The following is a 16,055-nucleotide window of genomic DNA, read 5'->3' as shown; positions in this document are numbered from 1 at the left end:
CCGAAACCGGAAACGTTGTGGCGGTTGACGATGGGCATGCCTGGATACAGACGATTCGTACCAAGGCCTGCCAGAGTTGTGCAGCGCGCAATGGCTGTGGGCAGAAACTGTTGGCTTCAGCCACCGGTGGCCGCGCCAATCAGGTGCGGGTTGTCAATTCAGTGAATGCCCGAGTGGGTGAAGAAGTGACCCTGGGGATTGATGAAAATGCACTCCTTGGCGCCTCGCTTCTGGTGTACGCACTTCCGCTATTGCTGCTGGTAGTTGGCAGTGTTCTCGGGCATTACGTGTCTGATGGCAGCGATGTCCCAGCTATGTTGGGCGCCGTTACCGGGCTTGCATCAGGGTTTATGGCAAGCCGAATAGTGCAGAGCCGGAATACCGGCCACTATGAACCCAGGTTGCTCCGAGTCAACCGCATTCCGGTCGGGGCAGTTTCTCATCCGGATTTGATAACATGATACACAGGGGATTCTGACATGCTGAGAACGACAATCACCGTTACCCGGTTTCCCCCGGCATCACTCGCTCAGAGGGTGCCGGGTTCTTTACTGCTGATGCTGGCAGCTATTGTCATGCTGGTCTGGAGCCAGACAGGCTTCGCACGAGGCCTCCCGGACTTTACCGGGCTGGTTGAAGAAAACGCAGGTGCGGTCGTCAATATAAGCACGACCAGCAATCCCAAGGTGAGCAACACCGGCTCCCAGGGTTCGCCTTTGAATGAGAGACAGCTCGAACAGTTGCCAGAGTTCTTTCAGGATTTCTTCCGTGGGCGTCAGTCACCCTTCGGGGGCGCGCCGGAAAACGCTCAGCCGCAGCGCTCCATGGGCTCAGGGTTTATTGTGTCTGCCGATGGCTATGTGTTGACCAACAATCATGTTGTTGAAGGCGCCGACGAAATCATTGTCCGCCTCAACGACCGTCGTGAGTTGCCTGCAACATTGGTGGGTACAGATCCTCGCTCGGATATGGCCGTTCTGAAAATCGAAAATGGTGACGATCTACCCGTTGTAAAAACAGGGCGCTCGAAAGATCTCAAAGTGGGTGAGTGGGTGTTTGCAATAGGCTCTCCGTTTGGCTTTGATTATACCGTCACCGCTGGCATTGTTAGTGCTCTTGGCCGGTCACTCCCGTCTGAAAACTACGTGCCTTTTATCCAGACCGATGTGGCGATCAACCCGGGTAACTCCGGTGGCCCGTTGTTCAATCTCGACGGCGAAGTGGTTGGAATTAACTCGCAGATATACACCCGCTCTGGCGGTTTTATGGGGGTTTCGTTCGCCATTCCCATCGATGACGCGATGAACGTATTTCGTCAGATCCGCGACAAGGGCACGGTTTCCCGTGGTTGGCTGGGCGTGCTGATTCAGGAAGTGAACCGGGATCTGGCGGAGTCTTTCGGACTCAAGCGCCCGAGAGGCGCGCTGGTTGCTGAAGTTATGGACGGTTCGCCGGCCGAGTCCGGCGGTTTGCAGTCGGGTGATATCATTCTTCAATACGACGGTGATGATGTCGAGCTCTCGTCAGATCTGCCGCCCATGGTCGGCCGCACCCCGGTGGGTGAGACGGCACGCCTGACCGTTTTGCGTGGTGGAAAAGAAATCGAGCTGGGTGTTGAAATAGGCCAGCTTCCGAACGAACGCGGGGCGCAGCAAGCGACGCCTTCCGTTGGCGGTTCATCAACGGCGCCCCTTGGGTTGACCGTTGAGCCTTTGCCCTCGAATCTGGCGGACTCTATCGGCGTGAAGGGCGGTGTTGTCGTGAGTGGTGTCGGCAGCGGCCCCGCCTATACTGCCGGTATTCGCGCGGGGGATGTGATCACCGAAATCGATCGAAACGCGATCACATCTGTTGAAGAGTTTCAGAAGGTGGTTAGAGCGCTGCCCGAGGGGCGAGCGGTGCCGGTGCGCGTCGTACGCCAAGGCAGGGCGATCTACCTGGTGATGAAACCCTGACAGCCGTGATCTGAAACGACGGAACCGTTTTGCGAAAAGCCCCGAAACCTGATGTTGGAAACGACAGGCTTCGGGGCTTTTGTTATACTAAAACCAGAAAAACAAGCGCTGCCACGGAACGGATCAGGCCAGATTATGAATAGAAAGGATCTCCCCCTCCTGCAACTTCTGAAACCCCACAATGCCTGGCTCGCTTGGCTGCTTTTAATCGTTGCGATCGCCGTGACAGCCTTGTTATGGCATTTTTCCATCCGGATGGTAGACGATCGTACAGAAGCCAGGTTCCGAACCCAGTCGCTGCAATTGAAAACCGCCATTGAGGAACGATTGCTCAACTATGAGCAGGTTCTGGCAGGCAGTGCGGGTCTGTTTGCGGTCGCCGGTGAGGTGTCTCGCGATCAATGGCGAGAGTATGTTCAGAACGTCGATATTAATCGTTATTACCCCGGCATTCAGGGCATTGGATACGTTGAACGTATTGAAGTGCGGGATATGGCCGACCATATTGCCTCGGTGCGTGCAGAGGGTGTTTATAACTATCTGGTGAAACCTCTGGGAACCGGACCTTTCTATTATCCCATGGTGTACCTGGAGCCCGGAACCGAAAGCAATCGAAAAGCACTGGGCTACGACGCTTTCAGTGACCCGGCTCATCGCGAAGCCATGGAGAGGTCGCGCGACGATGCCCTCCCGACCGTAACGGCTAAAGTGGTCCTGGTTCAGGAAGAACTGGAAGAGGGGCAGGCCAGCTTTCTTATGTATTATCCGGTTTTCAAAGGCGGGCAGGTGCCGGAGGTTCGGGCAGAGCGGCGCATGATGCTGGAGGGCTTCGTGTTCAGTGCGTTTCGCATGAACAACCTCCTTGACGGCATCATTGGCCTGATATCGCCGTTTCTTGATATCCGTATCTACGACAACGGCGTGGTTGACCGTAAAAATTTGATGTATGGCTCAAACCTCGGCTCCCTCGACAATGAGTTCAGTTTCGAAATGAGCCAGACCATAAGTCACGGTGGGCGAGACTGGCTGCTGCAAACCCGCTCCACTCCGGCTTTTGATTATCTGGCATCGGATCCGCGCCCATCGATTGTTCTGGGAAGTGGCGTGGTGATAAGTCTGCTGCTGTTTGTCGTCGTACTGGTGTTGGTTCGCTCGCGACTGATGGCGCAGATCGGTGCTGGACGTTATCGCGCTATCACAGAGGGTGCGGCAAACGTTACGTTGGTTATGAATGGTAAAGGCACGCCGCTTTACGCCAGCCCGTCCTGCTTTGATATTCTCGGATTTGACCCTGACGATGTTCGGGCGCTTGCGCTGGAAAGCCTTGTGCACGAGGACGACTGGCCTAACCTGGAGCAGGGCTTTGTGGATGCCGTAGACGCGCCAGGCAAACAGATGCCGGTCATCCGCGCGCGTATCCGTGATGCTGCTGACAGCTGGCATGATATGGAAGGCACCTATACCGCCATGCTGAAAGTCCCCGGCGTTAATGGCGTGGTGTTGAGCTTGCGTGATCTGACTCAGTTGAAAGCCGCACAGTCCGAATTGCACCGGCTTGCGTTTTACGATCCCCTTACCGGGCTTGCCAACCGTCAGTTGTTCCGCGACCGGCTAAATAACGTTGTACGAAGGAGCCGCAGAAGCGGCGTGCCCGCAGCGCTGATGTTCCTGGATCTTGATGGTTTCAAGCGTATTAACGATACGCTGGGTCACGACGCCGGCGACGAACTGTTGCAACAGGTAGCGCAGTGGCTGGAAGGCTGTGTGCGTGAAGAAGATTCTGTGGCAAGGCTTGGTGGCGATGAGTTCGTTGTGTTGCTGTCACAGGTGAGTGATGCAGATGCTTCCTCCAAGGTGGCGGATACCATTTTGCGCAGATTGTGCCAGCGAATCCGCCTGAGCGATCATGAGGTAGGCATTACGGTGAGCATTGGCGTTACCATGATTCCCCACGACAGTGAGGATCCCGGAACGCTGATGAAATATGCGGATTTGGCCATGTACCGGGCCAAGGAAATGGGTCGCAATACCTATCAGTTTTTTACACCCTCCATGAATATCAAAGCTGCGCGAAGGTTGCTTCAACAAGAAGAGCTGGCAACGGCTCTGGAAGGCGAGCGTTTTGTTTTGCACTACCAGCCCAAGATAGATCTGATCAGTGAGCGAGTGATTGGCGTTGAAGCCTTTTTGCGCTGGCACCACCCCGAAAAGGGCCTGGTATCGGCGCAGCAGTTCATCACCCTGGCCGAAGAAACGGGGCTGATTGTCCAATTGGGGGAGATGGCGTTGCGTCAGGCCTGTATCCAGGTTCAGGCACTTGAGCGGGCAGGTTTTGAAAACCTGAAAATGGCGGTTAACTTGTCGGTCAGGCAGGTCGTTGATTCCCGTTTTCTCGATATGGTTCGACAGGTAATTACCGAGACAGGCGTCTCACCAGAAAAGCTTGAACTGGAAATGCCAGTGGAGTTGCTGAATGAAGATCCGCGCATGCTGCGTGAACTGCTTGTATCGCTCAACGACCTTGGCGTCTGCCTGATTCTGGACGATTTTGGTGCCGGTTCCTGCTCTCTGGTTGCCTTGCAGCAGCTTCCGCTTGATGTCATTAAAATTGATCACCGCTTTATCCGCGATATTCCGTACAATGTCAGCGCAACGGATGTGGCTTCGGCGGTTATTGCGCTGGCGCAGAAGCTGCACCTCACCGTGGTGGCTGAGGGTGTCGAAACGCCCCAGCAATTGAGTTTCCTGAAGTCGGCCGGATGTACCCAGTGCCAGGGCAATCTCTTTAGCTATCCACTGGATGAAGATGCACTGATTGGCTTTCTTATCCGGCAGTATGAGCGCCCGCTTATTTCCTGATCATGGCAATGGCGGCCGGTAACCGGTAAAATCACGCCGTCCCCGGATACTGGTGTGGCCTCTCCGGGCTCAATCCTCCGTATTATTATGAGTATTCATTGTCTGTGACTGAACTGAGCCGAATCCGTAACTTCTCCATTATCGCCCACATTGACCATGGAAAATCGACACTTGCAGACCGTTTCATCCAGGTTTGCGGAGGCCTGACCACCCGGGAAATGTCCGCACAAGTGCTGGACTCCATGGATCTGGAGCGGGAGCGGGGCATCACCATCAAGGCCCAATGCGTTACGCTTAAATATACGGCCCGGGATGGCCAGGAATATAAGCTTAATTTTATCGACACGCCCGGACACGTGGATTTTTCTTATGAAGTGTCACGTTCGTTGTACGCCTGTGAAGGCGCCTTGCTGGTTGTAGATGCCGGTCAGGGCGTGGAGGCCCAGTCCGTTGCCAACTGCTACACCGCTATCGAGCAGGGCCTGGAAGTTGTGCCGGTTCTGAACAAGATGGACTTGCCCCAGGCGGAACCGGACCGGGTTGCAGCCGAAATAGAGGATATTATCGGTATTGATGCCTCAAATGCGGTGCGCTGCTCCGCCAAGAGTGGCATGGGCGTTGAAGATGTTCTGGAAGACCTCATTCAAAAAATACCGCCACCCGAGGGCGATCGCTCTGCCCCGTTGCAGGCGTTGATTATCGATTCCTGGTTCGATAATTACCTGGGCGTCGTCTCACTTGTTCGGGTTACCCAGGGTATTCTGAAAAAAGGTGACAAGATCGTCATCAAGTCCACGGGCAAGGCCTGGAATGCCGACAAGGTCGGCATTTTTAACCCCAAGCCCCATGACACCAATATATTGGAAGCCGGTGATGTGGGCTTTGTTGTTGCGGGCATCAAAGATATACACGGCGCGCCAGTGGGCGACACCATCGTGCATCACAAGTTTGCCGCCGACACGCCTATGTTACCCGGGTTCAAGAAAGTACAGCCGCAGGTTTATGCCGGCCTGTTCCCGGTCAGCGCTGACGATTATAATGATTTTCGCGACGCCCTGGAAAAGCTCACCCTGAACGACGCCTCGCTGTTTTATGAGCCGGAAAGCTCCGATGCGCTGGGCTTCGGGTTTCGCTGTGGTTTCCTGGGCATGCTGCACATGGAAATTATCCAGGAGCGCCTGGAGCGTGAATACGATATAAATCTGATTACCACCGCACCCACGGTTATATACGAGGTGTTGAATCGCCAGGGCGAGACACTGTCGGTGGACAGCCCCTCAAAGTTGCCGGATATTGGCTCGATTGAGGAAATGCGTGAGCCGATTGTTGAAGCGAATATCCTGGTGCCGCAGGAACACCTGGGTAACGTGATTGCCTTATGTGAAGAGAAGCGTGGCGTTCAGAAAAACATGCACTTTACGACCAGCCAGGTGCAGTTAACATACGAGATTCCGATGGCCGAGGTGGTTCTTGATTTTTTTGACCGCATCAAATCTGCAAGCCGCGGGTTTGCCTCACTGGATTATCACTTTGTTCGTTTTCAGCAGGCGAATCTGGTTCGTCTCGATGTGCTCATAAACGGTGAACGCGTTGATGCGCTGGCTTTGATCGTTCATAAAGAGCAAGCGAACTACAAGGGTCGCCAGCTGATTGAGAAAATGAAAGAGCTGATTCCCCGGCAGATGTTTGATATTGCCATTCAGGCCGCCATCGGAGGTCAGATTGTGTCGAGGGTCAGTGTGAAAGCGCTGCGTAAAAACGTAACGGCAAAATGTTACGGCGGCGACGTCAGCCGAAAGAAAAAGCTGCTCCAGAAGCAGAAAGAAGGCAAAAAGCGCATGAAGCAGCTGGGTAATGTTGAGGTGCCTCAGGAAGCGTTCCTTGCCGTATTGAAAGTCGATAATTAAAAGGCGTTTTGATGGATATTGATTTTCCGCTCATTCTGGTTGTTTTGACCTTCGTGTCTGGGCTGATCTGGCTGGCAGACATAGTGTTCTTGCGTAAGCGCCGCCTTGCCGCGGTCGAAGACGACGTCGCCGAAGAGGGCGCGCGCAAGGAACCTTACCTGGTCGATCTCAGTCGCTCGTTTTTCCCTGTACTGGCGATTGTATTGATACTCCGGTCGTTTCTGGTGGAGCCTTTTCAGATTCCCTCGGGGTCCATGCTGCCAACGCTGGAAGTCGGCGATTTTATTTTGGTGAACAAGTACGCCTACGGACTCAGATTGCCGGTGCTTGGAACCAAAATTCTGGATGTAGGCGAGCCGGAGCGGGGCGATGTGATGGTGTTCCGTTACCCGAAAGACGGCGAAACCAACTACATCAAACGGGTGATTGGCATGCCCGGAGATACCGTGAGCTATCACGATAAGCAGTTGTTCATCAACGGCCGGAAGATTGAGAGCGAGTTTGTTGTGCGCCTGCCGCCGATAGAAGTGCGCCGGGAAGATCTGGACGGTGTGGAGCATGATATTTTTCACACCATGGGGCGTTCGGGTGCGGCTGGTGAAGGTGAGTGGCATGTACCGGAAGGGCAGTACTTCATGATGGGCGACAATCGGGATAACAGCAACGACAGTCGCTACTGGGGGTTTGTCCCGGAGAAGTTGATTGTGGGTAAGGCCTTTGCGATCTGGATGCACTGGGAATCCTTTATCAGTTTGCCATCCTTCAAGCGGGTGGGCGGTATTGAATAAATCTGACTATTCTGGAGTTCAGTTGTAATGACGAAAAATAATTTACCTGCCATGGGCCGCCAGAGTGGTGCTTCAGCGCTCGTTGTCCTGATTATGGTGCTATTTTTTGGCAGCCTGCTTGCGCTTGTGATCAAGGTTGGGCCAGCGTACATGGACGACCTTACCATTCAAGAAGCGCTTGAAAGCCTCGATGGCACAGAAGGCCTGTCGCAGATGGGCCCTGCGCAACTGCGCAGGCTGATCAACAAGCGGTTGAGTATCAATAATATCCGAGACCTTGAAGCCCGCGATATTACGATTGAGAAGGATGGCGAACTTGCGGTGATCAACGTTAACTACGAGGTTCGCAACACTATTTTTCGCAATGCGGACATCGTTGTGCACTTCCAGCATAAATACGAGATGAAGGGCAAGTGAGTTCACAGCCAGATCTGGATCAGTTGCAGCGATCTCTTGGCTATCAATTCAACTCGCTTGAGCGCCTTATGCTGGCCCTTACGCACCGGAGTTATGGCAACCAGAATAACGAACGACTGGAATTTCTGGGCGACTCCATTGTCAATATGGTGATTGCAGAATATTTGTTTCTGAACTTTGAAAAAGCTCGTGAAGGCCAACTGAGCCGGTTGCGGGCCAGAATGGTCAAAGGGGTAACCCTGGCCGAGATTGGTCGTGAATTCGAGCTGGGAAGTTATTTGCGTCTGGGTTCGGGAGAGCTCAAAAGTGGTGGTTTTCGTCGCGAATCCATTCTTGCCGATGCGGTGGAATCCATCATCGGAGCCATCTATCTCGACAGTGATTTCAACACCTGCCGTGCGCAGGTGTTGCGCTGGTTTGAGCCTCGGCTGAAACAGCTCGATCTTCAGGACACCCAAAAAGATCCCAAGACCCGTTTGCAGGAGTATCTCCAGTCACGGCAGTTTCCACTGCCCAGGTATGATGTTGTTTCTGTGGATGGAGAAGCCCATAACCAGACGTTTCATGTGTCTTGTGTGCTGTCTTCGCTGGATCGAAAAACCAGCGGAGTGGGCAACAGTCGCCGTGTGGCGGAGCAGGAAGCGGCACGAAGCGCGTTGAAACAACTTGGCGTGGAGACACCCTGATGAACGATATTACCCGTCCCGAAAACCCCGACAGCCGTTGTGGTTTTGTGGCCATTGTTGGCCGCCCAAACGTTGGAAAATCGACGCTGCTGAACCACATTCTGGGTCAGAAGCTGAGCATTACGTCCCGTAAACCGCAAACCACTCGCCACAAGGTGCTGGGGATCAAAACCGTGGGCCTGGTGCAGGCAGTCTATGTGGATACCCCGGGCATGCATTTGGAAGAGCCCAGGGCCATCAACCGGTATATGAACAAAGCGGCCACTTCCGCACTTGTTGGCGTGGATGTGGTGGTGTTTGTGGTAGACCAGCTTGCCTGGACAACGGCCGATGAGATGGTGCTTGAGAAACTGAGCAAGCTTCCGTGCCCGGTTATCCTGGCGGTGAACAAGGTAGACCGGATTGAAAAACGGGAAAACCTGCTGCCACACATGGACATGCTTTCCAGAAAACGCGAGTTTGCCGAAATCATTCCTATGTCGGCGCTGAAGGAAACGAACCTGAAACCGTTGGAAGAAGCGGTGGGTCGTTTCCTGCCTGAGAGCGTTCACTTCTATCCGGATGACCAGATAACCGACCGGAGCGAACGTTTTCTGGCTTCGGAAATGGTGCGTGAAAAAATCACCCGCCAGCTTGGGGCCGAGCTGCCTTACTCGGTAGCGGTAGAAATTGAAGAGTTCAAGCGCGACGGTAAAACATTGCATATATCTGCGCTGATTCTGGTGGAACGCGAAGGCCAGAAAAAAATCATGATCGGTGACAAAGGCGACAGGTTGCGGAGCATTGGCCAGGACGCCCGAGCCGACATGGAGCGTATGTTTGACAGCAAAGTCATGTTGCGCCTTTGGGTGAAAGTGAAACGCGGCTGGGCAGACAGTGATCGCGCGTTGAAAAGCCTGGGCATGAACGACCTCTGAGGCCCCTATGATCTCTGTATCCGCTATGCTCCCCGGGGCATTATGGCAAGAGACACTATGGCAAGAGGCAATATGACAAGAGGCGCGCAGCAGCAAGAGCCAGCGTATGTGATACACCGGCGACCCTGGCGGGAAACCAGCCTCATGGTTGATCTGTTTACGCTGAACCATGGTCGTATGAGCGCCGTCGCCCGAGGCGCCAACGGCAGCAAGAGCTCGCTGAAAGCGCAGCTTCAGCCCTTTCAGCCACTGCTACTGGACTGGGTGGGGCGCGGTGACCTGAAAACCCTGACCCAGGTGGATGTGCGCGATGGCCCTGCGTTGCGTCGCACCTTGTCCCTATACAGTGGCTTGTATCTGAATGAGCTGCTGCAGCGGATATTGCCCCAGGCCGATCCGCATCAAACTCTTTTTGCAGCTTACATTGAGGCGCTTGCGCTGCTGGCGGACACGTTGGACGTGGAGCCGGTGTTACGGAAATTCGAGCAGGCTTTTGCGGCCGCGCTGGGTTACGATTTTGCCTGGGACCTGGCAACAGATACCCGTGAAACCGTCAGTGCCGCACATACCTATTGCTACGATCCTGAGCAGGGTATCGTGGCGGCCGTCTCGGCCGGCGTAAGGTTACAGAACCTGCCGGGAGAAGCACTGCTGGCGCTTGCCGGCGGGGATTACGACGCTACGGCCAGCCGCCGGATCTCAAAGCGGGTCATGCGCGTGTTGACAGACTACTTGTTACAGGGCCGCCCGTTGAACAGCCGCAGTCTTTTCAGCCATCCAAGGGGAGAATGACATGAATTCCAGAGTATTGCTCGGTGTCAATATTGATCATGTTGCCACCTTACGTGAAGCTCGGGGGACACGTTACCCCGACCCGGTTCAGGCGGCGCTGATGGCGGAAGAAGCTGGCGCAGACGGCATAACGATCCATCCCAGAGAAGACCGGCGCCATATTCAGGATCGCGATGTATTGCTGTTGAAGGAAGTGCTTCAGACCAAAATGAATCTTGAGATGGCGGTCACCGATGCCATGCTGGATTTTGCCGAGCGCATTCGCCCGGAGTGCGTGTGCCTGGTGCCGGAAAAACGCGAAGAGCTGACGACCGAGGGCGGACTCGATGTAGAAGGCCAGGAGAACCGTGTGGCCAACGCGTGCGAGCGGCTGGCTAAACTGGGCGCAGAGGTTTCTCTCTTTATTGACCCGAATCGCGGGCAGATTGATGCCGCAGTGCGCTGTGGCGCGCCGGTTATCGAACTCCACACCGGAGAATACGCGGAGGCTGAGGGTGCTGAGGCACAAGACGCAGCGTTCAAAGCACTGGTAGAGGCGGTTGTGTACGCGCGCAAAAAAGGCCTGATTGTGAATGCCGGCCACGGCCTGCACTATCACAATACTGAGCGCGTAGCGGCCATCCCGGGCATTAACGAACTCAATATCGGTCACGCCATCATCGCCAGAGCGGTGTTTTGCGGCCTTAAAGAAGCGGTCCGGGATATGAAGTCGATTCTTGAACAAGCACGGGGAAGAGCCTGATCAACAATGGCGAGGGTATGGACTGCATCGTCAGTGGATCCCGGCTCGCTGAGGGTGTTTTCTGAACAATTGTTGCCAGTCAGTCTGTTCGCTCCAGATTTGCAACCGCTCTATCGCAGATACCAACTGATTCTTTTGCAGTTCGGTGTCTGCCGCTGAACATTTGAGGGCGGTTTCCAGACGATTTGCGGCGGCGCGTAGCTCTGGAACCCCGCAGTAACGGGTTGCACCGTGAAGTTTGTGCACGCATTCCAGCAATCTTTCCAGATCACGCCCATTCCAGAACCGGTCAATCTGATTCAGATCCGCGGATAGCTGCTCTAGAAGCATACTGAACAACTCTTCCGCCAGGTCCGTCTTGCCCGCTGCCAGTTGGATGCTTTCAGCCACGCTCACACAATCTCGCTGCATTTTTCGTGTGGAAGGTCTCAGTGCACGCCTCGTATCTCGAATTTCCGGCACAGCATAGCGGCCCAACCGGCCGGCACTTTCGCAATCATAACCCGTGCAATCCAGTATGGTTTCTGCAAGCTGTCCGCTGCTTATGGGTTTGGGGAGGTAGCCATCGAAGCCTTGCTTTGTCAGTCGTTCCTGCTCATCGGCGAGCGCGTGCGCCGTCAGGGCGATGATGATTGTTTTATGATTGCTGTTGTCCATCTCACGAAGGCGCGAGGTGGTTTCCACACCGTCCATGCCCGGCATCTGAAGATCCATGAAGACCAGATCAAAAGGCTGTTGCCGGGATTTGCTGAGAGCCTCAAAGCCGCTTGAGGCGCCTTCTGCGTCTATCTGATAGTCCTGTAGCAGGGTCATGACCAGTTTCAGGTTGGCGTCGTTATCGTCCACGGCCAGTATTCTGGGCAAATTGGTGGGGGCGGGCGGGCGAACAGCGTTTTCCTGGCGCGAAATTACCTGGCCGGAGGTGTTGATGCCGTGTACCAGAAGAAGCAGTTCGTCGTAAAGAGCGTCACGACAGATTGGCTTGGACAGGTGGCCGCTCGCCAACCCGGACAAAGGCGTGTCGTGGGTTTCCAGAGTCGGCGTAAGCAACAGCGTACGACAGTCGCGTTCAACCTCCAGAGTTCGGATCAGCCCACAGTACTGGCTTGAATTGAGCAGGTGTCGGGTAATTCCGATAATCGCTGCGGCATACCCTGACTGACCTTTCTGGGCTTCCTCTATCTGTTCCTGCATGGCACCAGGGGAGGTCGCATGATCAACCGTCATGCCCCATTCCCGCAAAAGGTGTTCAACCGCGAGCCCGCAGGTTTTTTGGTGTTCCAGATAAATAATTCGCTCGCCCTGCAGAGCATCCCGGGGCGCAATCGCTTCTGGGCTTGAGGCAAGTTCCGGCGTCAGAGTGAACCAGAAAGTAGAGCCTTTTCCGAGCTCACTCTGCAGGCCAATTTTGCCGCCCATTTCTTCGACCAGGCGCTTGGAAATGGCCAGACCAAGGCCTGTGCCGCCATAATGCCGGGCTGTAGAGGCATCAGCCTGGCTGAATGCGTTGAAAAGCGATTGCTGCTGAACCCGGGACAAGCCAACACCGGAATCGGTGATGCTCAGCCGAAGGGTAGCGCGGTTGTTTTCCTTGTCTTCGTCCTCAAGGCTGGCCCGCAGCACTACCTCACCGGTCTGGGTAAATTTGATGGCGTTGTTGACCAGATTGGTGATCACCTGCTTGACCCGCAGCGGGTCGCCCATGATGTTGTCTGGAACGTCATTGTAAACCAGAGGTACAAGATCAAGATTTTTGCTGTGGGCAGCCGGCGCCAACATAACCATAACTTCTTCGATAATGTCACGCAGTGGGAACGGAACGCGATCCAGAATCAGTTTGCCGGCTTCAATCTTCGAGAAATCCAGAATGTCATTGATGATGGTCAGCAGAATTTCCGATGATTTGCGTATCGTGCTCAGGTGATCTCTCTGTTGACGGGGCAGCGGACTTTTGAGCAGTAACTCGGTAAAGCCGATAATACCGTTTAGAGGGGTGCGGATCTCATGGGACATGTTGGCCAAAAATTCAGATTTTATGCGACTGGCCTCCAGAGCTTCTTTACGCGCAAAGTCCAACTCGATGTTCTGGATTTCAATGGTTTCCAGGGTCTCGCGCAGGTCTTCCGTTGCCTGATCAATGTTCTGCTGCATTTCTGCCTGAGCTTTGCTCAACTCTTCCGCCATGGCGTTGAGGCCGGACTCAAGCTGTTCAAATTCCGGGCCGGCGCCGGTATGAATCCGGGTGTCGAGCTTGCCTTCCTTAAGCTTCGCCACGGCCTCGTTCAGTTCGAACACCGGGCCGGTAAAGGCGCGGCTCAAACGCAGTGCGATTAGCATGCTGAAAATGACGCCACCAAGCACCAGCATCAGAGACATCAACAGCGCCTTGTAAGTCTCTTTTTCGGTGCGCACATGGGACATCTCCACGGACACCCACCCCAAAGGTTTGCGCGGTGTTGACGCAGGCTTCCGCGTGTCCGCATCGAGCATGTTCTGGATCATCAGATCCTGAAGAAAAACCGGTGTAACAAAGCGGGTGCTGGTTTCGCGAACGATGCGGCTTGCTTGCGCGCCGGCGAGTTCCGTGCGGTCAAGATCGTCAGAGCCTACTGGGCCTGTGTGCAGTAAACGTTGGCTATCGCCGTCGAAAAAAGTGATTGATCGCACGTCCTGTTCTTCCAGCAGGGCGTTGGAGAGGCTAGTCAAAAGGCTGCGATTGGCAGTGAAGAGGCCATATTCAGAACCGGCCGCAAGCTGGCGAGAAAGCGATTCGCCGCGATCTGATAGCAGGCTCTCTATATTGGTTACCCAGCTATAGGTAAAAAACAGCCCCAGCATCAGTGTGGTGAGGAGGGTGGGAACCAGAGTTACCACCAATACTTTTTTGCGAATGCCCCAACGTCGCATACCAGATTCCCGAAAATAGCTTAACGCCGCATGTGGATGCAGGTTACGCCCTTGTAATAATAGGCCACCCGACAAAGATAGTCTTGGTATCAGTGCTTGCCGGGGCGAAAAACACAGTATTTATATAGCCTTCAGTCATGGTGTTAGCCACAAGCTGTATTGGGCGACAGGAGCCATAACGCGTATCATGCACACGCAAAAGTGTACCACAGGGTTCTCATATGCATTTCCCCACGATTGAAGATTATGTTGGACATACGCCTCTGGTTCGGTTGCAACGCCTTCCCGGAGACACCAGCAATGTGATACTGGCAAAACTGGAAGGTAACAACCCGGCCGGTTCTGTAAAAGATCGACCCGCCATCGGGATGATTCAGGAGGCAGAGCGCCGCGGTGAAATTCGCCCGGGCGATACGTTGATCGAGGCGACCAGCGGCAATACCGGCATCGCGCTGGCCATGGCCGCCGCTATCAAGGGTTACCGCATGGTGTTGATCATGCCTGCAAATATGAGCGAAGAACGCCGGGCGTCCATGCGCGCCTACGGCGCCGAGATCATCACGGTTAGCCAGGAAGAAGGCATGGAAGTGGCCCGGGATATGGCTCTGAAAATGGAAGTCGAAGGCAAGGGCCGGGTGCTTGATCAGTTCAGTAATCAGGACAACCCGCTATCGCACTATCGAACCACTGGCCCGGAGATATGGGAGCAGACCGAGGGGCGGGTTACTCACTTTGTCAGCTCTATGGGAACAACCGGCACTATTATGGGCGTCTCCCGGTATCTTAAGGAGCGCAATCCCGATATCAACATTGTGGGTTTGCAACCAAAAGAGGGTGCGTCTATCCCGGGCATTCGCCGCTGGCCAGAGGCCTATTTGCCCAGGATTTACGATGCAACACGCGTGGATCAGGTGCTCGACATCGGCCAGCAAGAGGCAGAGGAGACCATGCGCGCGATGGCAGAACGGGAAGGCATTTTTTGCGGAGTGTCATCCGGCGGTTCTGTCGCAGCCGCGCTTCGGCTGTCAAGCCAGGTTGAAAATGCCATCATAGTGGCGATTATCTGTGACCGCGGTGATCGCTATTTATCAACAGGCGTTTTCCCCGGCGCCTGACCCTGGCCAAGACCCAAATCCAGACCCCCACCCTGACGAGATCAAGAGAACAGACTATGAGCAGACGACGCAGGAAGGTACTTCCCACAGAGCCAGTGCACTGTAACGTGGAAAGCCTCAGCCACGATGGCCGCGGGATTGCTCGTCAGGACGGCAAAATCCTGTTTGTGGACGGCGCGTTACCCGGCGAAAAAGTCATGGCCAAGGTTGTTTCAACCCGCAGTAAATTCGATGAGTTGCGCACTCTCGACGTTCTGGAGGCGGCGCCTGATCGCCAGACTCCTCCCTGCGAGTTTGCCAACCTGTGTGGTGGATGCAGCCTTCAACACATGAGCGGCGATGCGCAGATACAGTTCAAGGAAAATACGCTGCGTGAGCAATTGGCCCATTTTGGCGGCATTGAATCGGAGGAGTGGTTTGCGCCGATGCGCCCGGAGAAGTCCTTGGGGTATCGTCGCAAGGCGCGCATGGGTGTGCGCTACGTCAGGGCGCGGGAATCGGTACTGGTCGGTTTCCGGGAGAAGCGCAACAGCTTCCTCACGGATATTGACCGTTGTGTGGTGCTGGATCCACGTATCGGTGAACGCATTCTTCCGCTGCGTGAACTGCTTCACAGCCTGAACGCCTATGACCGCATCCCCCAAGTGGAAGTAGCCTGTGGCGACGATGCAGCGGCGATGGTTTTTCGCAACATGGACGAACTGATCAGTAGCGATCGGGACAAGCTGATTGCCTTTGGTCAGGCTCAAGACTTGCACATTTATCTGCAGCCCAAAGGCCCCGACACGGTGCACCGTATCTGGCCCGAGTCAGCGGGCCGAGATGATGAGCGCCTGAGTTACAGGCTTGATGCCTTCGATCTGACCATGCAGTTTCATCCCATGGACTTCACCCAGGTCAATGCAGACATCAACAAAGCCATGGTAAACCGTGCGGTGGAGTGGCTGGATGTGCAACCGGGCGAGCGAGT

The 16,055-nt window shown here is 54.8% G+C and carries 13 protein-coding genes; 12 read left to right on the top strand and 1 reads right to left on the bottom strand.

The annotated features are described in order from the left end of the window. The 10 genes from ENI00_RS06905 to pdxJ all read left to right on the top strand — a co-directional run. On the top strand, positions 1-461 hold a 461-nt coding region (locus ENI00_RS06905; RefSeq protein ID WP_349740388.1), incomplete at its 5' end, for a SoxR reducing system RseC family protein. 96 nt (positions 462-557) lie between these two features. Then, positions 558-1,955 (top strand): DegQ family serine endoprotease, encoded by a 1,398-nt coding sequence (locus ENI00_RS06900; RefSeq protein ID WP_304100742.1) that lies wholly within the window; start codon positions 558-560, stop codon positions 1,953-1,955. Positions 1,956-2,090: 135 nt separating this feature from the next. Continuing rightward, complete coding sequence (locus ENI00_RS06895; protein ID WP_304100741.1) at positions 2,091-4,814, top strand: bifunctional diguanylate cyclase/phosphodiesterase; 2,724 nt, start codon at positions 2,091-2,093, stop codon at positions 4,812-4,814. 104 nt (positions 4,815-4,918) lie between these two features. After that, complete coding sequence (lepA, locus tag ENI00_RS06890; protein WP_304100739.1) at positions 4,919-6,721, top strand: translation elongation factor 4; 1,803 nt, start codon at positions 4,919-4,921, stop codon at positions 6,719-6,721. An 11-nt stretch (positions 6,722-6,732) separates the two neighbouring features. Next, a complete protein-coding gene (gene lepB / locus ENI00_RS06885) occupies positions 6,733-7,509 on the top strand; it encodes a signal peptidase I (RefSeq protein WP_304100737.1) in 777 nt (258 codons plus the stop codon). Between the two features lie 27 nt (positions 7,510-7,536). After that, on the top strand, positions 7,537-7,926 hold the full coding sequence (locus ENI00_RS06880) for a DUF4845 domain-containing protein (RefSeq protein WP_304100735.1): 390 nt from the start codon (positions 7,537-7,539) through the stop codon (positions 7,924-7,926). Further along, on the top strand, positions 7,923-8,612 hold the full coding sequence (rnc, locus tag ENI00_RS06875) for a ribonuclease III (protein ID WP_304100732.1): 690 nt from the start codon (positions 7,923-7,925) through the stop codon (positions 8,610-8,612). Before ENI00_RS06880 ends, rnc begins: the two co-directional genes overlap by 4 nt. Continuing rightward, on the top strand, positions 8,612-9,529 hold the full coding sequence (gene era, locus ENI00_RS06870) for a GTPase Era (protein WP_304100730.1): 918 nt from the start codon (positions 8,612-8,614) through the stop codon (positions 9,527-9,529). Before rnc ends, era begins: the two co-directional genes overlap by 1 nt. 72 nt (positions 9,530-9,601) lie before the next feature. Further along, positions 9,602-10,321, top strand: a complete 720-nt coding sequence (recO, locus tag ENI00_RS06865) for a DNA repair protein RecO (RefSeq protein WP_304100728.1) — start codon at positions 9,602-9,604, stop codon at positions 10,319-10,321. 1 nt (position 10,322) lies between these two features. Next, on the top strand, positions 10,323-11,063 hold the full coding sequence (gene pdxJ, locus ENI00_RS06860) for a pyridoxine 5'-phosphate synthase (protein ID WP_304100727.1): 741 nt from the start codon (positions 10,323-10,325) through the stop codon (positions 11,061-11,063). Between the two features lie 30 nt (positions 11,064-11,093). Here pdxJ and ENI00_RS06855 read toward each other — a convergent pair whose 3' ends face one another. Beyond that, positions 11,094-13,970, bottom strand: a complete 2,877-nt coding sequence (locus ENI00_RS06855) for an ATP-binding protein (RefSeq protein WP_304100725.1) — start codon at positions 13,968-13,970, stop codon at positions 11,094-11,096. Between the two features lie 221 nt (positions 13,971-14,191). Here ENI00_RS06855 and cysM point away from each other — a divergent pair, with 221 nt between their 5' ends. Together cysM and ENI00_RS06845 are read left to right on the top strand one after the other, a co-directional pair. Beyond that, the gene (gene cysM, locus ENI00_RS06850) at positions 14,192-15,085 is read left to right on the top strand and encodes a cysteine synthase CysM (RefSeq protein ID WP_304100723.1); all 894 of its coding nucleotides are present in this window, start codon (positions 14,192-14,194) and stop codon (positions 15,083-15,085) included. Positions 15,086-15,141: 56 nt separating this feature from the next. Next, on the top strand, positions 15,142-16,055 hold a 914-nt coding region (locus tag ENI00_RS06845), incomplete at its 3' end, for a TRAM domain-containing protein (protein WP_304100721.1).

Source organism: Marinobacter antarcticus, from assembly GCF_011049865.1.
Taxonomy (GTDB): domain Bacteria; phylum Pseudomonadota; class Gammaproteobacteria; order Pseudomonadales; family Oleiphilaceae; genus Marinobacter; species Marinobacter antarcticus_A.
This window is presented reverse-complemented; position numbering and strand designations above follow the sequence as displayed.

What these genes read in the sequence shown, in the direction of transcription:
- ENI00_RS06900 (WP_304100742.1), top strand. Translation starts at nt 558, where the DNA reads ATGCTGGCAGCTATTGTCATGCTGGTCTGGAGCCAGACAGGCTTCGCA.
- ENI00_RS06895 (WP_304100741.1), top strand. Translation starts at nt 2,091, where the DNA reads ATGAATAGAAAGGATCTCCCCCTCCTGCAACTTCTGAAACCCCACAAT.
- lepB (WP_304100737.1), top strand. Translation starts at nt 6,733, where the DNA reads ATGGATATTGATTTTCCGCTCATTCTGGTTGTTTTGACCTTCGTGTCT.
- ENI00_RS06880 (WP_304100735.1), top strand. Translation starts at nt 7,537, where the DNA reads ATGACGAAAAATAATTTACCTGCCATGGGCCGCCAGAGTGGTGCTTCA.
- era (WP_304100730.1), top strand. Translation starts at nt 8,612, where the DNA reads ATGAACGATATTACCCGTCCCGAAAACCCCGACAGCCGTTGTGGTTTT.
- recO (WP_304100728.1), top strand. Translation starts at nt 9,602, where the DNA reads ATGACAAGAGGCGCGCAGCAGCAAGAGCCAGCGTATGTGATACACCGG.
- pdxJ (WP_304100727.1), top strand. Translation starts at nt 10,323, where the DNA reads ATGAATTCCAGAGTATTGCTCGGTGTCAATATTGATCATGTTGCCACC.
- ENI00_RS06855 (WP_304100725.1), bottom strand. Translation starts at nt 13,970, where the DNA reads ATGCGACGTTGGGGCATTCGCAAAAAAGTATTGGTGGTAACTCTGGTT.
- cysM (WP_304100723.1), top strand. Translation starts at nt 14,192, where the DNA reads ATGCATTTCCCCACGATTGAAGATTATGTTGGACATACGCCTCTGGTT.